The organism is Streptomyces sp. NPDC104096 (assembly GCF_055584385.1).
Genome location: NZ_JBVJMD010000018.1, coordinates 114,123 through 134,704 on the forward strand (window position 1 = coordinate 114,123; position 20,582 = coordinate 134,704).

The window sequence follows — 20,582 nt, forward strand, 5'->3', positions numbered from 1 at the left end:
GGCAGGCACGGGCGCGCCGAGGCCGTCCGCTCACAGGTCGTCCGACGGGCAGTAGAGCGGGGCCGTGTCCGCGTTGTCCTTGGTGACCAGGCGCAGGGGCGTCCGGGCGATCCTGTCGACCCGGTCGTCCTCGCGCAGCAGGGCCACGGCGTCGGTGACGGCCAGTGCGCCGGTGTCCGCGGCCGAGTTGGCGACCGTGGCGGAGAAACGGCCGTCCTTGAGGGCGGCCAGGGCCTCGTCGGTGCCGTTGACCGTCACGATCTCGACGTCCTCGGCGCCGGCCGCGTCGAAGGCCTTGCGGACCGCGAAGGCCATCTCCTCGTTCGCGACGAAGGCGTAGTCGAGGTCCGGGTGATCCTTGATCATGTTTTTCGCGACCTCCCGCGCCCGGCCCGGGTCGAACATGCCGGCTCCGGTCGCGACCACCTCGGCGTTGGCCGGCAAGGCACCCTCGAATCCGCCCACGAGGAGGTCGGACGCGGCGCCGGGGGCGCCCGCGACGATGCCGACCCGGACGTCCTTCCCGGCCGCGTCCTCGTCGATCCAGCCGGCGTCGAGGCTGCCGACCTTCTTCAGGTCGACCACCACGGCGCCGAGCAGGTCGGACGTGTCGTCCGGGACGACCGAGGTCAGGAAGATCGGGATGCCCGAGGCCTTCGCCCTGGCGATGTCGTCCTTGAGGGCGTGGACGTCGACGGTCTGCACGATCAGCGCGTCGACCTTCTTCGCGATCATCTCCTTGATGTTGGCCAGCTCGGTGGCGGCGTCCTGGTGCGAGTCGGCCGTGTAGACCGTGGCCCGGTTGTTCTTCGCCTCCGCCTCCACGGCCGCCTGGAGGCAGGTGTGGAACTGCGTGGTACCGCCGTTGACGAAGCCGAAGGTGAGCGGTCCGGTGACCGCGTCCGAGGCCGCCTCCTGACCCGGGCCGCATCCGCTGAGCAGCAGGCTGGTACCGAGGGCCGAGGCGACCAGCGCTCTTCGGGGGCGAGCGGGCACGGGCATGTCTGGGCCGCCTTTCGGACGCATGCGGGGATGCAGCGGCATGCCACGACCGTCGGGATGTACGGCGACAGAAGTTCGCGGAACCGCGGGACGGCAGCAGACGGTACAGCCGGGGCGAAGAAGGACACCCTCCCGGGAACGCAACGTAAAGCTGCGCGCCACAGGCCCCTCACGCGGCGCGGCGGCCTCTAGTGTCGGACAGCTCGACAGGGCCTTTTGCGGGGGCCTTGTGAGGGTCCACCCCACTCCGCGGCTGCGGGACCGGAGCGGCGCTCAGCCCTCGTGGTCCTCGTAGTGGTCCCCGTCGGCGAGGAACTCCGTGTCCTCGCCCTCCTCCTCCAGCGCCTGTCGGACCACCCGCAGGGCCAGGCCCTGGGAGTAGCCCTTGCGGGCGAGCATGCCGGCGAGGCGGCGCAGTCGTCTGTCCCGGTCGAGTCCGCGGGTGGCGCGCAGCTTGCGGGCGACGAGTTCGCGCGCGGTCGCCTCCTCCTGCTCCGAGTCGAGCCGGGCGACGGCCTCGTCGATCAGGGTGGAGTCGACGCCCTTGGTCCGCAGTTCCTGGGCGAGAGCGCGCCGGGCCAGCCCCCGGCCGTGGTGCCGGGACTCCACCCAGGCACCCGCGAACGCGCCGTCGTCGATCAGCCCGACCTCCTCGAACCGCGACAGCACCGAGTCGGCGACCTCGTCCGGGATCTCCCGCTTGCGCAGGGCGTCCGCGAGCTGCTTCCGCGTGCGCGGGGTCCCGGTGAGCAGGCGCAGACAGATCGCCCGCGCCCGCTCAGCCGGGTCCCCCGAGGACTCCCCCGGCTCACCCCTCGACGAGGAGGAGCCTTCGTCCTCCGGGGCGCCGGACGGCTGGGCGGCACCGCGCCGCCGTCGACCGCGTCCGCCGCGCCCCACGGAACTCTCGCGCGACACCGGCTCACCCCCGTACGCGTCGGAATCCGGCCCCCCGTGGCCGTGACCGTCGTCGTCCGGGACTCCGTGCCCGTGACCGCCGTCGTACGCCCAGTCGGTTCGTCGTGTCACGGGTCAGCTCTTGGCAGCCGCGGCCTTGGTCCTGGTGGCCTTGGCAGCGGCGGGAGCGGGCACGGTCTTCGCGGTCTCGTCCGCGGCCGCGGTCGCCGAGGCCGCCGCGTCCGCGCCGGGCTGCGCGGTGGGCTCCTCCGGCCGCACGCCGACGCCCAGCTTCTCCTTGATCTTCTTCTCGATCTCGTTGGCCAGGTCGGGGTTGTCCTTCAGGAAGTTGCGCGCGTTCTCCTTGCCCTGGCCGAGCTGGTCGCCCTCGTACGTGTACCAGGCGCCGGCCTTGCGGACGAAGCCGTGCTCCACGCCCATGTCGATCAGGCCGCCCTCACGGCTGATGCCCTGGCCGTAGAGGATGTCGAACTCGGCCTGCTTGAAGGGCGGCGCGACCTTGTTCTTGACGACCTTGCAACGGGTGCGGTTGCCGACCGCCTCGGTGCCGTCCTTCAGGGTCTCGATACGGCGGATGTCGATACGCACGGAGGCGTAGAACTTCAGCGCCCGGCCACCGGTCGTGGTCTCCGGGGAGCCGAACATCACGCCGATCTTCTCGCGGAGCTGGTTGATGAAGATCGCGGTGGTCTTCGACTGGTTGAGCGCGCTGGTGATCTTCCGCAGGGCCTGGCTCATCAGACGGGCCTGGAGACCCACGTGACTGTCGCCCATCTCACCCTCGATCTCCGCGCGCGGGACGAGCGCGGCGACCGAGTCGATCACGATGAGGTCGAGCGCACCGGAGCGGACCAGCATGTCCACGATCTCCAGCGCCTGCTCGCCGTTGTCCGGCTGGGACAGGATCAGGTTGTCGATGTCGACGCCGAGCTTCTTCGCGTACTCGGGGTCGAGCGCGTGCTCCGCGTCGACGAAGGCGACCTGGCCGCCCGCCTTCTGCGCGTTCGCCACCGCGTGCAGGGTCAGGGTCGTCTTGCCGGAGGACTCCGGGCCGTACACCTCCACCACGCGGCCGCGCGGCAGGCCGCCGACGCCCAGGGCGACGTCGAGCGCGGTCGACCCGGTGGGGATGACCTCGATGGGCTCGTTCGGGCGCTCGCCCAGGCGCATCACCGCGCCCTTGCCGAATTGCCGTTCAATCTGTGCGAGCGCGGCGTCGAGCGCCTTCTCGCGGTCGGTTCCTGCCATGGGTTCCACCCGGTTTGCTTGAGTCGATCGCTTCACGTCAAAGACGCTAACGCCTGCCACTGACAATGCGCCCCGACGCCGGTCCGGTCTGTGGATAACTCGGGCACCTACCCCACCAAACCAGGCTTAAATGCCACCCGAGGGCCATGCCGGAGCCTCCATAAGAATGGATGTTCGATTTTCGTGTCAAGCGCACCAGGCGCCACCTCCGAGCCTACGTTCACGCACCGACGGCACCCCGGATCCGGCGCCGGGGCCGCCCGGGAGGCCCGGGACGGTCCGGGCCGCCCCGCCGGCTACTTCCCCCGGCGTACGGCGATCGCCTCCGGCCGGACGACGACGGCACGCGCCGTTCCCGGGAGGCTCATGCCATGAACAGCAGCGACGGGACCGTGCCCGGCAGCAGGGAGACCGGTCGGGAAGCGGGCCACGGAGTCGGCCGGGGCGACGCCCAGGGGGCCGGCCGCGGAGACGACCGGAAGGACAGTCGGGCGGACGGCCGCGGGCGCGGCCTCCCCGGCGCCGCCCCCGACCCTCCGGGCCCGGTCATGGACCCCGCCCTCGACCAGCCGGGCCCCGTCATGGACCGTCTCCCTCTGGTGACCGGCCTGCTCCTGGTCCTCTCCGGCCTCCTGCATCTGCTGGTGTTCGCCGTCGACGGCGGCCCCTGGGACGGCCCGGTCTCCTGGCGCAAGCCGGTGACCTTCGGACTGTCCTTCGGCGTGACACTGATCACGATCGCCTGGGTCACGTCGTATCTGCGCATGGGGCGCCGGCTGCGCTCCGGGCTGCTGACCGTCTTCGCCGCGGACTGTGTCGTGGAGGTCGGGGGGATCACCCTCCAGGCGTGGCGCCGGGTGCCCTCGCATCTGAACATGGAGACCCCCTTCGACGCGGCGGTTTCCATGACGCTCGCGGTGGGCGGGGGCGTCCTCGTGGTGCTGCTGACCGTGTTCGCGGTCCTGTCCTTCCGGAACCGGCCGACGGGCCCCGCGGGCATGCCATTGGCGGTGCGTTCCGGCTTCGCGGTCCTGCTCGTCGCGCTGGCCTCGGGCGCCGCGATGATCGCGCGCGGGGTCGTGCTCACCCGTACCGGTCATCAGGAGGCCGCCTACCACTCGACGGCTTCGCTGAAGCCGCTGCACGGGGTCAGCCTGCACGCGGTCCTGGTCCTGCCCGCGCTGGCCTGGCTGCTGTCCCGCACGTCCTGGAGCGAGCCGGTCCGGCACCGGATCGTGGCCGTGGGAGCCGGCTGCTACGCCGCCGCCGTCGCCGCCGCCGGGGTGTGGGCGGTCCTCATGTACTGACCGGCCCCGGGCGGGGCCCGCCGCGCGTCAGTCGGACTCCCTGCCGGACTCCGCGTCGGACTCCCGGCCGGACTCCGCGTCGGACTCCCCCTCGGCGCCCCGGACGGGACCTCCGCCGGGCCCGGGGTCCGGGGACCGCCGCGCCAGCTGCCACGCGCGCGTGAACAGACCGGAACCCGCGCCGCGTCTTCGGTGCCCGTGCACCCGGGGATCGTCCGTGACGGCGTACCGCTTCACATACGCTCCGAGGAACGCCTGCAACGTGGCGACCGCGGGGATGGCGATCAGCGCGCCGACGGCGCCGAGCAGGGCGGTGCCCGCCACGACCGACCCGAAGGCGAGCGCGGGATGGATGTCGACGGTCTTCGAGGTCAGCTTGGGCTGCAGCACGTAGTTCTCGAACTGCTGGTAGACCACGACGAAGGCCAGCACCCACACCGCGTACCAGGGATCGACGGTGAAGGCGATCAACATGGGCAGGGCACCCGCGAGATACGTGCCGATGGTGGGGACGAACTGGGAGACCACACCCACCCACAGACCGAGCACGGGCGCGTACGGGATACCCAGGGCCTCCAGCAGGATGTAGTGGGCGACGCCCGAGATCAGCGCCATCAGTCCGCGCGAGTACAGATAGCCGCCGGTCTTGTCGACGGCGATCTCCCAGGCGCGCAGCACCTCGGCCTGTCGGGCGGGCGGCAGCACGGAGCAGATGGTGCGGCGCAGCCGTGGCCCGTCGGCGGCGAAGTAGAACGAGAACAGCGCGACCGTCAGCAGCCGGAAGAGGCCGCCGAGCACCTGCGTGGACACGTCCAGCACGCCCGCGGCGCTGTTCTGCGCGTACTTCCTGAGCCAGTCGGAGTGGAGCAGGCCCTCCTGGACGTCGACCCGTCTGAGGTGGGTGTGGAACGTGGTGTTGATCCAGTTGATGACCGAGTCGAGATAGTCCGGGAAGCCCTCGATCATCTTGATGATCTGCCCGGCGAGCATGGACCCGAGCAGGACGACGAATCCCGCGGTGACGATCAACAGCCCGAAGAACACCAGGAAGGTGGCGAGCCCCCTGCGCATGCCGTGGGCGGCCATCCAGCTCACCGCGGGCTCTATGGCGAGCGCCAGGAAGAACGCGATGACTATGTTGATCAGCAGCCCGGTCAGCTGGTGGAAGGCCCAACTGCCGAGCTGGAAAACAGCGATGAGTGAGAGCGCGAGCACCATGGCGCGCGGCAGCCAGCGGGGCATGCGTGCGGCCGCCCCGGCGGCCGCGTCCGCCGGCGGGGCCGGCGGCGTCGTGCCGAACGGGGATGCGTGCGGGGCGGGCTGTCCGGTCTCGTCAGTGGGTGCCACGGACCAAGTCTCGCCCACGCCGCCGACAACCGGTCACCGCATGCCGGTCTTCATGACTGTTCAGCGCTTCTCCTGCGGTACGCCCATCACCGTGCAGACCACCCGCCACACGTCCTTGGCCGCCCAGCCGGCCGCCAGCGCCTCGTGCACCGTACGCCCGCCGAGTTCCGCCATCACGTGATCGCGTGCGAACGTCTCGGTGCCCGCACCGAAGTGCTCCGCCATCCGCTGCCAGAAGACCGTCAACCGCATGACCCCAGTATCCCGCCCCCTGGGGGTGGGCCGTCGCCGGGACCGCTTGTCGAGACCGCTTTCCGTCCTACGGTCTGACGCATGTCCGCAACAGGAGCTTCCGCACCCCCCTCGACGCCTCCGGCCCGTTCCCCGCTCTTCCGCGCCGAGCAGTTCGTCTGGCTCACCGCGCGCGTGCTGGAGCAGCGCCTCTTCGCGTATCACTTCCTCAACGGCGCTGCCGATCCGGTGGAGACGGCGCTGGACGCCTACCGCAACCAGGACGGCGGGTACGGCAACGCCCTTGAGCCCGATCTGCGCGGCCCGGTCAGCCAACCGCTGCACACGGCGCACGCCCTGAGCGTCCTGGACTCCATCGGACGCTGCGGCGGTCAGCGGGTGGAACGCGTGTGCCGCTACCTGACCGCCGTCTCCACGCCGGACGGCGCCCTGCCCGCCGTCCACCCCAGCCAGCGCGGTTACCCGGCGGCGCCCTTCGTCCCGATCGTGGACCAGCCGCCCAGCGAACTCCTGGCCACCGGGCCGGTGGTGGGCGTGCTGCACCGCAACGAGGTGTGGCACGCCTGGCTGTTCCGGGCCACGGACTTCTGCTGGCAGCAGGTCGAATCCCTGGAGAAGTCCCACCCCTACGAGATCGAGGCCGCCGTGGCCTTCCTGGACTCCGCTCCCGACCGCCCGCGCGCGGAGGCGGCCGCCGACCGTCTGGGCCGCCTGGTGCGTGAGCACCGACTGGTGGCCCTGGACCCGGACCGCCTCGACGCGTACCCCGTCGCGCCGGGTTACGCCCCGGGCGAGCACCACTTCCCGCACGACTACGCCCGCACCCCGCGCTCCCTCGCCCGCGCGTGGTTCACGGACGAGGAGGTGAGCCGCTCGCTGGACTTCCTCGCGAGCGAGCAGCGGGAGGACGGCGGCTGGCCGCTGCGCTGGCGGCAGTGGGCCGCGGGCCCCGCTCTGGAGGCCCGTCCGATGGTGACCGTCGAGGCGCTGCGCACCCTCAGGGCGTACGGCCGCTCGGTCGGCTGAGCGGACCCCGCTCAGCCGCCCAGGGCCCGCACCCCCGCGGTCACCACCACGGCTGCCGCCACGACCAGCAGGAACGGCGCGCGCAGCACGAGCGCCACCGCCGCCGCGGCAAGCCCCGCGGCCCTGGCGTCCAGCACGAGCGTGTGGCCGTCGGCGAAGGTCTGCTGGGCCGTGAGGGCGGCGAGCAGGGCGACCGGCAGCAACGCGGCGAGCCGCCGGACCAGCGGGCGCTCGAGTGCCCCCGCGGGGACGAGCAGTCCGGCGAGTTTGGCGGCGTAGCAGCCGAGGGCGGTCGCGCCGATGGCGATCCACGTGTTCAACGGTCTTCCTTGTCCACAGGGCCGGGTTCCGCAAGGGTTTCCACAACGGCGGTTTCCACAGGGGCGGTTTCCACAACGGCGGTTTGCACGGGGGCGGTTTGCACGGGGGCGGGTGCCGTGCGGCCGGGATCCACCCGGTCGCGTTCCGCCGGATCGTGTTCCGCGAGGTCACGCGCCTCGCCCCGGCGGCGTCCGGTCGCGTAGAGGACGACCGGCGCCGCGAGCGCGGCCACCAGGACGGGGACCCCGGCGGGCAGTACCGACAGCAGCCCGAGGCCGAGCAGGACCGCGACACCCGCGACGGCCCGCTCGGTGGTGGACCTCAGCATCGGGGCCAGCAGCGCCAGGAAGACCGCGGGTCCGGCCGCGTCGAGACCCCAGGCGTCGGTGTCCCCGATGGCCTCGGCGCCCAGCGCGCCGAGCAGAGTGGTGAGGTTCCACAGCAGGTACAGGCTGAGCCCGGTGACGGTGAACCCCAGGCGGGCGCTGCGCCGGGTCGGCTGCGCCAGCGCGACGGCGGTCGTCTCGTCGATGACCCAGTGGGCGGCGAACGGACGCACCCCGCGCGGAAGAGCCAGCAGCTGCGACAGACGCAGTCCGTAGAACGCGTTGCGCACCCCCAGGAAGAACGCGCCCGCGGCGGCCGTGAGCGGGTTGCCGCCGGCCGCGAGGGCCCCCACCAGCGCGAACTGGGACGCCCCGGTGAACACCAGGAGGCTGAGGACGCAGGTCTGCGCCGGGGTGAGCCCGCTGCCGGCCGAGGTCACCCCGAAGGCGAAGCCGGACAGTCCTACGGCGACCCCGACCCCGAGGGCGTCCCGTACGACGGCGCCGTCGGGTTTCTCCTCGCGCCCGGCGCGGCTGTCCGCGAGTGTTGTCTGTTCTGTCACGTTCCGGACGGTACGGACGGCCGCCGCCGCACGTCTTGTACGTTCTTGCGCTTTTATACGTCCTTGCGCTCGGGCACGCCCTCGCACCCGCGTACGACCTCACGCCCGCGCACACCATCTCGCCCCGCGCACGACCTCACGCTCGCGTACGACCTCACGCTCGCGTACGACTTAACGCCCGCGTACGACCTCACGCCCGCGTACGACCTCACGCTCGGGTACGCCCTTGCGCTCGCGCTGGTAGGCGCCCGGGGGCACGCCCACGATCCGCGCGAAGTGGCGGTTGAGGTGCGGCTGGTCGGCGAACCCGACCGCGAGCGCGGTCTCCGCCGGCGCCGTCCCCGCGTCCAGCAGCCGCCGCGCCCGGCGCACGCGGGCGTCCGTCAGCCAGGTGTGCGGCGGCATCCCGTAGACGTCCCGGAACGCGCGGAGCAGCGCGAACGGGCTGGTCCCGAGGTCGGCCGCCAACTGCTCCAGGGTCGGCGGCCCGGCCATCCGGTCCTCCAGCACGGCACGCGCGCGTGCCGCCGTCCGGGCGCCCGCGGTGCGTACCTCGCGCCGTGGCAGGGGGCCGCCGTTCAGCCGGAGCAGCCGGGTCACCGCGACCCTCAGCAGGGTGTCGGCGGCCAGCGCGTTGCCCTCGTCCGCGGCGCGCAGCACCTGGTGCACCAGTCCGACGGTGTACGGGTCGTCGAGGACGGGGCTGACGAATCCCGGGGTGCCCCGGACGGCGGTCGTCTCGGCCGCTATCTCCGCCACCAGGTCCGGCGAGGGGTACACGGCCCCGTACCGCCAGCCCTCGGGCACACCCGCCCGTCCGGTGTGCGGGGTGTCGGGGTTGACCAGGGCGAGCGCCCCGGCGCCCGCGTACTGGTCGCCGCCGCCGTGGTGGAAGACCTCCACGCCCTCGGCGATGGCGGCGATCACGAAGTTCTCGTGGGTGTGCCGCACGAAGGTCTTGCGCACGTAGCGGGCGCGCAGCAGATCGACGCCCGGCAGTTCCGCGTACTGCCAGTGCCGTGCCCGCTCGCCCGAACCCGCCATGGGCTCATTCTCCGCCACGGCCGGTCGAGCGGCGATCGCCGGGGCCGTGAACCGAGGGCATCCGCACAGGTCAGCGTGATTGTCAGTGGCCGGGTGCAGGATGGACGCATGGTCAGCTCCGCACACCGAGCCCTCGACGGCTTCTCCCCCGCGACCCGCGGCTGGTTCACGGGGGCGTTCTCCGCGCCCACCGCGGCCCAGGCGGGCGCGTGGCAGGCCATCCGCGAGGGTTCGGACGTGCTGGTGGTCGCCCCGACCGGCTCGGGAAAGACGCTGGCCGCGTTTCTCGCCGCCCTGGACCAGCTCGCCTCGGCGCCGCCCCCGGCCGACCCCCGCAAGCGCTGCCGGGTGCTGTACGTCTCCCCGCTGAAGGCCCTCGCGGTCGACGTCGAGCGCAATCTGCGCAGCCCGTTGACCGGCATCCGCCAGGAATCCGTGCGCCTGGGCCTGCCCGAGCCCGAGGTGAAGGTCGGCATCCGCTCCGGCGACACCCCGCCCGCCGAGCGCCGCGCGCTGGCCACCCGCCCGCCGGACATCCTGATCACCACCCCGGAGTCCCTCTTCCTGATGCTGACGTCGGCCACCCGCGACGCGCTGACCGGCATCGAGACGGTGATCCTCGACGAGGTGCACGCGGTGGCGGGCACCAAGCGGGGCGCGCACCTGGCGCTCTCCCTGGAGCGGCTGGACGAGATCCTGCCGAGGCCGGCCCGCCGGATCGGCCTCTCGGCGACCGTCCGCCCGGTCGACGAGGTCGCGCGCTATCTCTCCCCCCGCCGCAAGGTGGAGATCGTCCAGCCGAAGTCCGGCAAGGAGTTCGACCTCTCGGTCGTCGTCCCGGTCGAGGACCTGGCGGAGCTGGGCGGCTCTCCGGTCGCGGACGGTTCCGAGGGCAAGGAGCGTCCCTCGATCTGGCCGCACGTGGAGGAGCGGATCGCCGACCTCGTCCAGTCCCACCGGTCCACGATCGTCTTCGCCAACTCCCGCCGCCTCGCGGAACGGCTGTGCAACCGGCTCAACGAGATCGCGTACGAGCGGGCCACCGGGGAGCCCCTCGACGAACACCACGCGCCCGCCGAACTCATGGGCGGTTCGGGAGCGGCCCAGGGCGCGCCGCCGGTCATCGCGCGCGCCCATCACGGCTCGGTGTCCAAGGAGCAGCGCTCCCTCGTCGAGGAGGACCTGAAGGCGGGCCGGCTGCCGGCCGTCGTCGCCACCTCAAGTCTCGAACTCGGCATCGACATGGGCGCCGTCGACCTGGTGGTCCAGGTCGAGTCACCGCCGTCCGTCGCCTCCGGCCTCCAGCGCGTCGGCCGCGCGGGACACCAGGTGGGCGCCGTCTCCACCGGTGTGGTGTTCCCGAAGTACCGCGGTGACCTGGTCCAGGCCGCCGTGGTCACCGAGCGGATGCGCGTGGGCGCCATCGAGTCCCTGAAGGTCCCGGCCAATCCGCTGGACGTGCTGGCCCAGCAGGTGGTCGCGATGACGGCCATGGACACCTGGCAGGTCGACGACCTGCTCGCCGCTGTCCGCCGCGCCGCCCCGTTCGCCTCGCTGCCGGAGTCGGCGTTCACCGCCGTCCTCGACATGCTCGCCGGCCGTTACCCGTCCGACGCCTTCGCGGAACTGCGCCCGCGCGTGGTGTGGGACCGGGTCGCGGGCACGATCACCGGCCGTCCCGGCGCCCAGCGCCTCGCCGTCACCTCCGGTGGCACGATCCCCGACCGCGGCCTGTTCGGCGTGTTCCTGGCCGGTGCCGACCCGAAGAAGGGCGGCGGCCGGGTCGGCGAGCTGGACGAGGAGATGGTCTACGAGTCCCGGGTGGGGGACGTCTTCACACTGGGCACCAGCTCCTGGCGCATCGAGGACATCACCCGCGACCGGGTCCTGGTCTCCCCCGCCCCCGGGGTACCGGGCCGGCTGCCCTTCTGGAAGGGCGACCAGCTGGGCCGGCCGCTCGAACTGGGCCGCGCGCTGGGCGCGTTCCTGCGCGAGGTCGGGTCGCTGCCGAAGCAGGACGCCCGGCTGCGCCTGCTCACCGCGGGTCTGGACGCCTGGGCCGCGGACAACGTGCTGACCTACCTGGACGAGCAGCGCGAGGCCTGCGGCCATGTCCCGGACGACCGCACGATCGTGGTGGAGCGCTTCCGTGACGAGCTCGGCGACTGGCGGGTCGTCGTGCACTCCCCCTTCGGAGCTCAGGTCCACGCCCCGTGGGCGCTCGCCCTCGGCGCCCGCCTCGCCGAGCGGTACGGCATGGACGCACAGGTCATGCACGCCGACGACGGCATCGTGCTGCGCCTTCCCGACGCCGACCTGATGGGCCTGGACCTGCTCGACCAGGCACCGATGAAGGCGGGTACCGAGTACGACGCCGACCGGGCCCCGGTCGGCGCGGCGGACGTCGTCTTCGACAAGGGCGAGGTCGACCGGGTCGTCACCGACCAGGTGGGCGGTTCGGCCCTGTTCGCGTCCCGCTTCCGCGAGTGCGCGGCGCGCGCCCTGCTGCTGCCCCGCCGCAACCCGGGCAAGCGCACCCCGCTCTGGCAGCAGCGCCAGCGTGCCGCCCAACTGCTGGAGGTGGCGAGCGAGTTCGGCTCGTTCCCGATCGTGCTGGAGGCGGTCCGCGAATGCCTCCAGGACGTCTTCGACGTCCCCGGCCTCGTCGAGCTGATGGGTGACCTGGAGTCCCGGAAGGTGCGCCTGGTCGAGGTCACCACCCCGGAGCCGTCCCCCTTCGCCCGCTCCCTGCTGTTCGGCTACGTCGCCCAGTTCCTCTACGAGGGCGACTCACCGCTCGCCGAGCGCCGCGCGGCCGCGCTCTCGTTGGACTCGCGGCTGCTGGCCGAGCTGCTCGGCCAGGCGGAGCTGCGGGAACTGCTCGACGCCGAGGTGCTGGCCGAGCTGGAGCGCGAGCTCCAGTGGCGCACCGAGGACCGGCGGGTCAAGGACGCCGAGGGCGTCGCGGACCTGCTGCGCCTGCTCGGGCCGCTCACCGACGCCGAACTGGCCGAGCGCGGCGCCGAACCACAGTGGGCGCCGGAGCTGGCGGCCGCCCGCCGCGCGATCCGGGTCCGCGTCGCCGGAGCGGACCACTGGGCGGCGATCGAGGACGCGGGCCGGCTGCGCGACGCCCTGGGCACGGCGCTTCCGGTCGGTGTCCCCGAAGCGTTCACCGAGCCGGTCAAGGACCCCCTCGGCGACCTCCTCGCCCGCCACGCCCGCACGCACGGCCCGTTCACCTCCGTCACGGCGGCGGCCCGCTTCGGCCTGGGCGTCGCGGTCACCGAGGGCGCCCTCCAGCGGCTGGCGGCGTCCGGACGGGTCGTACAGGGCGAGTTCCATCCCGCCGGGATCGGCCAGGAGTGGTGCGACGCGTCCGTCCTGCGCCGACTGCGCCGCCGCTCGCTGGCGGCGCTGCGGCACGAGCTGGAGCCGGTGAGCCCACCCGCGCTCGCCCAGTTCCTCCCCCAGTGGCAGCACATCGGCAAGGGGCACGGGCTGCGCGGCATCGACGGACTGGTGCGTGCGGTGGAGCAGTTGCAGGGCGCGTCGGTGCCCGCGTCCGCGCTGGAGAAGCTGATCCTGCCGTCCCGTGTCGCGCACTACACCCCCGCGCTGCTCGACGAACTCACCTCCGCGGGCGAGGTGGTGTGGGCCGGAGCGGGAGCGCTGCCCGGCAAGGACGGCTGGATCTCGCTGTATCTGGCGGACACGGCCCCGCTGCTGCTGCCCCCGCCCCACCCGCTGGATCCGACCGCGCTCCACCAGTCCGTGCTGGACGCCCTCTCCGGGGGCTACGGACTGTTCTTCCGTCAGATCGCCGACCAGGTCCGGGCGACCACCCACCCCGACGCCACGGATCCCCAACTGGCCGACGCGATCTGGGATCTGGCCTGGTCCGGCCGGCTCACGAACGACACGCTCGCGCCCATGCGCTCCCTCCTCGGCTCGGGACGCACCGCGGGCTCCACCGCGCACCGCGCCAAACGCACGGTGCCGCGCGGGCGTTACGGCTCGCTGACGGCGGCCGCCCGCCCCGCCTCCCGCGGCGGTCCGCCGACCGTGGCCGGCCGCTGGTCGCTGCTCCCGCAACGCGAGCCGGACGCCACGGTGCGTGCCCACGCGCTGGCCCGCACCCTCCTCGACCGGCACGGGGTGGTGACCCGGGGTGCGGTCGCCGCGGAAGGCGTCGAGGGCGGGTTCTCCGCTGTCTACCGGATTCTGTCCGCCTTCGAGGACAGCGGTCAGGCACGGCGCGGTTACGTCGTCGAGGGGCTCGGCGCGGCCCAGTTCGCGATGGACGGCGCGGTGGACCGCCTGCGCGCGGTGGCCAACGCCCGCGAACGCGGCGAGAGCCTGTCGGACCAGGCGTCCGCCCCCGGCTCCCCCGACGGCCACGGCACATCCGGCCATCCGGCCGACGGCTTCGGTACGACGGGCGCTCCCGGGGCGGCCGACGTCTGGTCCCGACCCGGCGGCTTCGCCTACACGGACGGCGACGAACTCGGCTCCCCGGACTCCGGCACCACCCCGGATCTCGGCGCCCCGGACTTCGGCCCCCCGGATTTCGGCCCCCTCGCCGCCTCGGACGCCCTCGCCGGCCCCGGCACGGGCGGCCCCCGAGGTGGCCCCGGCGTGCCGTACGGCGCCGGATCCGCCTTTCCCCACCGCCGCGCCCGCCCCGCCCCCGCCCCCGGTTCCCGAGCCGTGGTCCTGGCGGCCGCCGACCCCGCGAACGCCTACGGCGCCGCCCTCTCCTGGCCTGAGCCCCCGAGCGGCGCCGGGCACAAGCCCGGCCGCAAGGCGGGCTCCCTGGTGGTACTGGTCGACGGCGAACCGGCCCTCTACATGGAGCGCGGCGGCAAGACCCTGCTGGCCTGGCCCGAGGATCCGGAGGGCAAAGCCACCGACGACCCCCGCCTGCGGGAGGCGGCGCAGGCGCTCGCCGATGCCGCCCGGGCGGGTTCCCTCGGCACGGTCACCGTGGAACGCGTCAACGGCGCCTCGGCCCTGACCTCGCCCATCGGCACGCTGCTGGAAGGAGCGGGTTTCATCGCCACACCCCGGGGCCTGCGGCTACGGGCCTGAGCCGGTCCCGAAGCCACCGCCCCTCCCCGCACCCCGCACGGCCTCCCCCGTGCCACCCTTGACCCATGCCCGAAGGTGACACGGTCTGGCAGGCCGCGCGGCGTCTGCACATCGCCCTCGCGGGCCGGGTACTGATCCGGTCCGATCTGCGGGTACCGAAGTACGCCACGGCCGACCTCACCGGCCGCGCCGTCCTGGACGTCACCCCGCGGGGCAAGCACCTCCTCACACGCGTCGAGGGCGGGCTGACCCTGCACTCGCATCTGCGGATGGACGGCTCCTGGAAGATCTACGCCCCTGGTGCGCGCTGGACCGGCGGCCCGGCCCACCAGATCCGGGCGATCCTGGGCACCACCGAACACACGGCCGTCGGCTACCGCCTCCCGGTGCTCGAACTCCTGCGCACCGCCGACGAACACCGTGCCGTCGGCCACCTGGGCCCCGACCTGCTGGGCCCGGACTGGGACCCCGAGCAGGCCCTGGCCAACCTCCGCACGGACCCCGTCCGCGCCCTCGGCGAGGCCCTGCTCGACCAGCGCAATCTCGCCGGCATCGGCAATGTCTACAAGAGCGAGCTCTGCTTCCTGCTCGGTGTGACCCCGTGGCTCCCCGTCGGCGCGCTGCCCGCCGAGCGCGCGACGCGGCTCCCCGCGCTCGCCAAGAGGCTCCTGGAGGCCAACCGCGAGCGCCCGGTCCGCAGCACCACGGGCCGACGCGGCCAGGAGCTGTTCGTGTACGGCCGGGCGCGCCGCCCCTGTCTGCGCTGCCGCACCCCGATCCGCGCGGCCGACCAGGGCGACGGCTCCCGGGAGCGCCCCACCTACTGGTGTCCCGCCTGCCAGCCGGGACCCGCCCCGGCGCCGGGCGCTCCGGCCTCCCGAGGATTCCGGCCCCGCGCTACGGATTGACGACCCGTCAGATCCGCTCGTACCGTCCCTTCATGCCCGTCAAGGCGTACGACCTCACCGGACGCACCGCATTCGTCACCGGCGCGGCGGGCGGTATCGGCCGCGCCGCCGCCGTGCTGCTCGCCGAGGCGGGCGCCACCGTGCACGGCGCGGACCGGGACGCGCAGGGTCTGCACGAGACGGCGACGCTGATCAAGGAGCTCGGCGGCACCGCCCACGTCCATCATCTCGACGTCACCGACCGCGACCGGCTCCAGCGGGCCGTGGAGTCCTGCGGCCGTCTGGACGTCATGGCCGCGATCGCCGGCATCATGCACAGCAGCCCGGTCCTGGAGACCCGGGACGAGGACCTGGACCGGGTGCTGGACGTCAACTTCAAGGGCGTGCTGTACGCCTGTCAGGAGGCGGCCCGGCTGATGCTCGCGCAGGGCATCCGCGGCAGCATCGTCACCATGGCCTCGGGCGCCGTCGACACGGGCGGTGCCGGTCTGCTCTGCTACGGCGCGGCCAAGGCGGCCGTCGTCCAGCTGACGAAGACGCTGGCGACCGAGCTGGGCGGGCACGGCATCCGCGTCAACGCGGTCGCCCCGGGCTGGATCCGCACGCCCATGACCGACCGCCACGACGCCGCGGCGCAGGCCCACACCGAGGCGCTGATGTGCCGGATGTCACCGCTGGGCCGGGTCGGCGCACCTGAGGACGTCGCCCATGCCGTGCTCCATCTGGCCTCCGACGCGTCGTCCTTCACGACGGGCCAGATTCTGCGTCCGAACGGCGGAGTGGCGATGCCGTGGTGACCGGAGCGCCCCGCCAGGCCCGGCTCCAGCGTCCCGCCCCGAGCGCACCGGGCGCGGCCGCCTTGGGCATGCAGTGGACCGGCAGCAGGCTCAGCCCCCAGCCCCCGGCCGCGACCATGCCCTCCAGCGCACCCGGGTCCGGCGCGAGCGCGAGCCGCAGCACGGCCCACCACCACAGCGCCCCGAGTCCGAGAGCCGCCCCCCGGCGCACCGCCCGTATCCGCCCTGCCATGGTCCGCCACCACCTCCAGCCCGACGCCGGAAACCCACCGGCCCCTACGGGACGACGCTAGAACGCCGCCCTCGACACCGGGAGGGCGCACCGACAGCACACAGGCGCACCTCGCCTGTCAGACGTTCTCGGCCTGGAACATCCAGTGGTGCTTCTCCAGATCCGCCGTGACCGAGATGAAGATGTCCTGGCTGACCGGATCGGCGTCGCCGGTGGCGGCCACCCGCTCCCGCATCCGTGTGATCACCGCGCCGAGCGCCGCGACGAGCGTGCTCACGGCGTCCGTGTCCTTGATCCAGCCCTCGGGCACGGCGCCGATGCCGCTGCCGCCGGCCACCGTGGCGGCGCGTCCGTCGGGTGACACACCCAGCGCCGAGGCCCGTTCCGCGACGGTGTCGGAGTGCAGGCGCGCGCTGTCCACGACCTCGTCGAGCTGAAGGTGGATGGACCGGAAGCGGGCGCCGACGACGTTCCAGTGGACCTGCTTCGCCACGAGCGACAGGTCCACCAGGTCGACGAGCGCGCCCTGGAGCGCCTCGGACACCGTCTTCAGGTCGTTGTCGGACAACGGGCTCTTCACGACGTTCATGCATCTCCTCCGCTGGCTGGTCCGGCCATGTCCCTCCACCATGACCGCCCCACCGGACCCCGGCAAACGGACCCGGAACGGGCGCGGGAAACGGACCCCGGAAAGGCACGGGGGAACGCGGAAGCCCCGGCAGCGCCCCTCCGGAAGGTCTGTCCGGAGAAGCCCCGGCCGGGGCTCGACACATGTGCGTCGGTTCACACACCCACGGTGGTGGGTGTCACGCGGCGACCACGTCCACCGCTTCGGCGGGTGCCTTGATGGTCACACGCTCCGGTGGCACGCCGGTCACCGAAACGGAACCCAGCATGGCGCGCACCGGGGTGGGCACGGGCTCGCTGGGGGTGGCCGCAGCGGACTGGGCCAGCTCGGCGAGAGCGAGCTCGTCGCTGACTTCCCGCATGAGCTCGGACATCCGTACGTCCAGCGCGTCGCAGATGGCGGAGAGCAGCTCGGAGGATGCCTCCTTCTGCCCCCGCTCCACCTCGGAGAGATAGCCGAGTGAGACTCGGGCGGACGAGGAGACTTCGCGCAGAGTACGGCCCTGGCGTTGGCGCTGCCGACGCAGCACGTCACCCAACAGGCGACGGAGCAGAATCATCGGTGGCTCCCTCCTCGGACCGCGTAGCCGCATCCTTCACGCCCCACCGTACCGCCTTGCGCCGCGGCCGTGCGGGGAGCGATGTCGTGTTCACTCAGGGCTGCAAACATCAAAACCCCCCGTTCTGTTCCGTATCCTGTGCGCGCTCATTCCCGGTCTGTTCGCTCGCGAGCTCCCTCAGGAACAGTGCGAGTACGCTCCGTACACTCTCCATACGGATTTCCGCGCGGTCGCCGTTCAACCGCAGCGCCATCACTTTTCCGCCGCCGGCAGAACCGGAATGCGCCGGGGAGGGGCCGTCCAGGGCCACGAAGACCGTCCCGACCGGTTGGCCGTCCTGTGGTTCGGGGCCGGCGACGCCGGTGGTCGCAAGGCCCCAGTCGGCGCCCAGCGCCTTGCGGACTCCCGCCGCCATCTGGGCCGCGACCTGCGGATCCACCGCCCCGCGCTCGGCCAGCAGAGTGACGTCGACGCCCAGCAGGCCGTGCTTGAGGTCGGTGGCGTACGCGGTCACCGACCCCCGGAACGCCTTGGACGCCCCGGGCACCGCCGTGATCTCCGCCGCGACCAGACCGCCGGTGAGCGACTCGGCGACGGCGACCGTCTCGCCCCTCACCGTGAGTAGTCGCACCACGTCGGCGGCCACGGGACTCACGCCCCCGCCTCCTCCGCCGCCGCTTTGCGCTCGGCGATTCCCTGCCTGCGCAGCACGATGGCCTGTCTCACGTAGTCGAGCCCGGTCACCACGGTCAGGACGACGGCCACCGCCATCACCCAGAACCTCATGGTGGCCAGCCATCCCGTCAGTGCCAGGACGTACATCCCGACGGCGATGCCCTGGGCGAGCGTCTTGAGCTTGCCTCCTCGGCTCGCCGGGATGACGCCGTACCGGATGACGAGGAAACGGATCAGCGTGACCCCGAGCTCCCGGCCGAGGATGACGCCGGTCACCCACCAGGGCAGGTCGCCCAGCCAGGAGAGACAGATCAGCGCCGCACCCATGATCGCCTTGTCGGCGATGGGGTCGGCGATCTTCCCGAAGTCGGTGACGAGGTTGTAGGTGCGGGCCAGATGGCCGTCGAACAGGTCGGTGATCATCGCGACGGCGAAAGCCGCCCAGGCGAGCGAGCGCCACGCCGGGTCGTAGCCGCCGTCGGCGAGCATCAGGGCCACGAAGCCGGGGACCAGGATCAGCCGGAGCATGGTCAGCAGGTTGGCGATGTTCCAGACGCTGGCCTGGTTGACGGCCGCGGCCGTCAGTTTCTCGCGCCGTGCCGACTTCACGCCCTCGTGCTCGCCCTGCCCCGCGGCACCGGATTCACGACCGGCCTCGGATTCACGAGCGGCGACGGAGTCGCGGACCGCGCCGGACTCGCGACCGGCTCCGGACCCGACCGCCGACGCGGCGCCCTTCCCGGACGGCTCGTTCACCGTGCGCGCCCGCGCGGGGCCGCCCGCCGCTGATGCCGGGACACCGGTCATCTGCCCGCCTCCTCAGGACACGCGGGCGAGCCGACGAGCGGCTCGGCCACCAGGTCGACACCCTCCGTACCGACCACCTTCGCCTCGACGATACGGCCGACGCTCAGTCCGGCGCCGCTGGTGAGCAGCACCTGTCCGTCGGTCTCCGGGGCCTGGTGCGCCCCGCGGCCGTACGCGCCGTCCTCGGAGTCCACCGACTCCACCAGGACCCGCACGGTCTCGCCGAGGCGCTCCTCGGCCCGCTGCGAGACGAGTTCCTCGGCCAGCCGGGAGATCCGGGCCAGCCGCTCGGCGACGACGTCCTCGTCGAGCTTGTTCTCGTAGGTCGCCGCCTCGGTGCCGTCCTCGTCGGAGTACCCGAAGACGCCGATGGCATCGAGCCTCGCGCCGTTGAGGAAACGCTCCAGCTCGGCCAGGTCGGACTCGGACTCGCCCGGGAAGCCCACGATGAAGTTGGAGCGCACACCGGCTTCGGGCGCCTTGCCGCGGATGGTGTCGAGCAGTTCCAGGAAGCGGTCCGTGTCGCCGAAGCGGCGCATCGAGCGCAGCACCGCGGGTGCCGAGTGCTGGAAGGAGAGATCGAAGTAGGGCACGACCTTGGGGGTCGAGGTCAGCACGTCGATCAGGCCGGGCCGCATCTCGGCCGGCTGGAGGTAGCTGACCCGCACCCGCTCGATGCCGTCGACCTCGGCGAGGTCGGGCAGCAGCGACTCCAGCAGCCGGATGTCGCCCAGGTCCTTGCCGTACGAGGTGTTGTTCTCGGAGACCAGCATGATCTCCTTGACGCCCTGCTCGGCCAGCCAGCGCGTCTCGTTCAGCACGTCGCTCGGGCGGCGCGAGATGAAGGAGCCGCGGAAGGACGGGATGGCGCAGAAGGAGCAGCGGCGGTCGCAGCCGGAGGCGAGCTTCACCGAGGCGACCGGGGAGCCGTCCAGACGGCGGCGCAGGGGCGCCCTGGGCCCGGAGACCGGGGCCACGCCCTCGGGGAGGTCCGTGGGGGCGCCGTGCCCGGGGAGGGCCACCTCGGCGCCCGCGTCCTGCCGCTCGGCGGGGCTGATCGGCAGCAGCTTGCGCCGGTCGCGCGGGGTGTGGGCGGCGTGGATGCCACCGGACAGGATGGTCTGGAGGCGGTCGGAGATGTCGGTGTAGTCGTCGAAACCGAGCACCCCGTCGGCCTCGGGGAGTGCCTCGGCGAGCTCCTTGCCGTACCGCTCGGCCATGCAGCCGACCGCGACGACGGCCTGGGTTCTGCCCCGGCCCTTGAGATCGTTGGCCTCCAGGAGGGCGTCGACGGAGTCCTTCTTGGCGGCGTCGACGAAGCCGCAGGTGTTGACGACCGCGACGTCCGCGTTCGCGGCGTCCTCCACGAGGTCCCAGCCGTCCGCCTCCAAGCGGCCTGCGAGCTCCTCCGAGTCCACCTCGTTACGGGCGCAGCCAAGGGTGACGAGTGCGACGGTACGGCGTTCAGGCATGGGCTCAAGACTACTTCGTCCCGCTGACACCCCACGTCGACGGGGTTGGCCGATCTTGG

The 20,582-nt window shown here is 72.8% G+C and carries 19 protein-coding genes; 5 read left to right on the forward strand and 14 right to left on the reverse strand.

What is annotated here, in order from left to right:
• Positions 1–30: 30 nt before the first annotated feature.
• The 3 genes from ACZ60B_RS20285 to recA all read right to left on the reverse strand — a co-directional run bounded on the left by ACZ60B_RS20285 (position 31) and on the right by recA (position 3,168).
• On the reverse strand, positions 31–1,002 hold the full coding sequence (locus tag ACZ60B_RS20285; RefSeq protein ID WP_469388766.1) for a sugar ABC transporter substrate-binding protein: 972 nt from the start codon (positions 1,000–1,002) through the stop codon (positions 31–33).
• Positions 1,003–1,275: 273 nt separating this feature from the next.
• The gene (gene recX / locus ACZ60B_RS20290; RefSeq protein ID WP_469388767.1) at positions 1,276–2,031 is read right to left on the reverse strand and encodes a recombination regulator RecX; all 756 of its coding nucleotides are present in this window, start codon (positions 2,029–2,031) and stop codon (positions 1,276–1,278) included.
• 3 nt (positions 2,032–2,034) lie between these two features.
• Entirely contained in the window at positions 2,035–3,168 is a 1,134-nt protein-coding gene (recA, locus tag ACZ60B_RS20295) for a recombinase RecA (RefSeq protein ID WP_469388769.1), read from the reverse strand.
• A gap of 548 nt (positions 3,169–3,716) precedes the next feature.
• Between recA and ACZ60B_RS20300 the strand changes: the two genes are divergently transcribed.
• Positions 3,717–4,475: a hypothetical protein gene (locus tag ACZ60B_RS20300; protein WP_469388813.1), complete on the forward strand. Its 759-nt coding sequence runs from the start codon at positions 3,717–3,719 to the stop codon at positions 4,473–4,475.
• 27 nt (positions 4,476–4,502) lie between these two features.
• Here ACZ60B_RS20300 and ACZ60B_RS20305 read toward each other — a convergent pair whose 3' ends face one another.
• Positions 4,503–5,822 (reverse strand): AI-2E family transporter, encoded by a 1,320-nt coding sequence (locus ACZ60B_RS20305; RefSeq protein WP_469388771.1) that lies wholly within the window; start codon positions 5,820–5,822, stop codon positions 4,503–4,505.
• A 60-nt stretch (positions 5,823–5,882) separates the two neighbouring features.
• Entirely contained in the window at positions 5,883–6,074 is a 192-nt protein-coding gene (locus tag ACZ60B_RS20310) for a DUF3046 domain-containing protein (protein WP_469388773.1), read from the reverse strand.
• Positions 6,075–6,155: 81 nt separating this feature from the next.
• Between ACZ60B_RS20310 and ACZ60B_RS20315 the strand changes: the two genes are divergently transcribed.
• Positions 6,156–7,100, forward strand: coding sequence for a hypothetical protein (locus tag ACZ60B_RS20315; RefSeq protein WP_469388775.1), 945 nt, complete (start codon positions 6,156–6,158; stop codon positions 7,098–7,100).
• Between the two features lie 11 nt (positions 7,101–7,111).
• Here the strand turns inward: ACZ60B_RS20315 and ACZ60B_RS20320 are convergent, their stop codons facing one another.
• From ACZ60B_RS20320 to ACZ60B_RS20330, 3 genes are all read right to left on the reverse strand, one after another.
• A complete protein-coding gene (locus tag ACZ60B_RS20320) occupies positions 7,112–7,420 on the reverse strand; it encodes an AzlD domain-containing protein (RefSeq protein ID WP_469388777.1) in 309 nt (102 codons plus the stop codon).
• On the reverse strand, positions 7,417–8,310 hold the full coding sequence (locus tag ACZ60B_RS20325) for an AzlC family ABC transporter permease (RefSeq protein WP_469388779.1): 894 nt from the start codon (positions 8,308–8,310) through the stop codon (positions 7,417–7,419). Before ACZ60B_RS20325 ends, ACZ60B_RS20320 begins: the two co-directional genes overlap by 4 nt.
• Before the next feature lie 171 nt (positions 8,311–8,481).
• A complete protein-coding gene (locus ACZ60B_RS20330) occupies positions 8,482–9,354 on the reverse strand; it encodes an AraC family transcriptional regulator (RefSeq protein ID WP_469388780.1) in 873 nt (290 codons plus the stop codon).
• A 108-nt stretch (positions 9,355–9,462) separates the two neighbouring features.
• Between ACZ60B_RS20330 and ACZ60B_RS20335 the strand changes: the two genes are divergently transcribed.
• From ACZ60B_RS20335 to ACZ60B_RS20345, 3 genes are all read left to right on the forward strand, one after another.
• Complete coding sequence (locus ACZ60B_RS20335; RefSeq protein ID WP_469388782.1) at positions 9,463–14,445, forward strand: ATP-dependent helicase; 4,983 nt, start codon at positions 9,463–9,465, stop codon at positions 14,443–14,445.
• Positions 14,446–14,510: 65 nt separating this feature from the next.
• Positions 14,511–15,353: an Fpg/Nei family DNA glycosylase gene (locus ACZ60B_RS20340; protein WP_469388784.1), complete on the forward strand. Its 843-nt coding sequence runs from the start codon at positions 14,511–14,513 to the stop codon at positions 15,351–15,353.
• 32 nt (positions 15,354–15,385) lie between these two features.
• Positions 15,386–16,150 carry an SDR family NAD(P)-dependent oxidoreductase gene (locus tag ACZ60B_RS20345; protein ID WP_469388785.1) on the forward strand — a complete coding sequence of 255 codons (765 nt, stop codon included), beginning with the start codon at positions 15,386–15,388 and terminating at the stop codon, positions 16,148–16,150.
• On the opposite strand, the gene ACZ60B_RS20350 is transcribed toward ACZ60B_RS20345, so the two are convergent.
• The 6 genes from ACZ60B_RS20350 to rimO form a co-directional block, all read right to left on the reverse strand.
• Positions 16,098–16,382, reverse strand: a complete 285-nt coding sequence (locus ACZ60B_RS20350; RefSeq protein WP_469388787.1) for a hypothetical protein — start codon at positions 16,380–16,382, stop codon at positions 16,098–16,100. The genes ACZ60B_RS20345 and ACZ60B_RS20350 overlap by 53 nt on opposite strands.
• 118 nt (positions 16,383–16,500) lie before the next feature.
• Complete coding sequence (locus ACZ60B_RS20355) at positions 16,501–16,971, reverse strand: Dps family protein (protein ID WP_450665524.1); 471 nt, start codon at positions 16,969–16,971, stop codon at positions 16,501–16,503.
• A gap of 217 nt (positions 16,972–17,188) precedes the next feature.
• The gene (locus ACZ60B_RS20360; RefSeq protein WP_152893338.1) at positions 17,189–17,569 is read right to left on the reverse strand and encodes a helix-turn-helix domain-containing protein; all 381 of its coding nucleotides are present in this window, start codon (positions 17,567–17,569) and stop codon (positions 17,189–17,191) included.
• A 109-nt stretch (positions 17,570–17,678) separates the two neighbouring features.
• On the reverse strand, positions 17,679–18,224 hold the full coding sequence (locus ACZ60B_RS20365; RefSeq protein WP_469388789.1) for a CinA family protein: 546 nt from the start codon (positions 18,222–18,224) through the stop codon (positions 17,679–17,681).
• Positions 18,221–19,051 carry a CDP-diacylglycerol--glycerol-3-phosphate 3-phosphatidyltransferase gene (gene pgsA, locus ACZ60B_RS20370; protein ID WP_469388791.1) on the reverse strand — a complete coding sequence of 277 codons (831 nt, stop codon included), beginning with the start codon at positions 19,049–19,051 and terminating at the stop codon, positions 18,221–18,223. Before pgsA ends, ACZ60B_RS20365 begins: the two co-directional genes overlap by 4 nt.
• Positions 19,048–20,523, reverse strand: coding sequence for a 30S ribosomal protein S12 methylthiotransferase RimO (gene rimO / locus ACZ60B_RS20375; RefSeq protein WP_469388792.1), 1,476 nt, complete (start codon positions 20,521–20,523; stop codon positions 19,048–19,050). Before rimO ends, pgsA begins: the two co-directional genes overlap by 4 nt.
• Positions 20,524–20,582 lie beyond the last annotated feature (59 nt).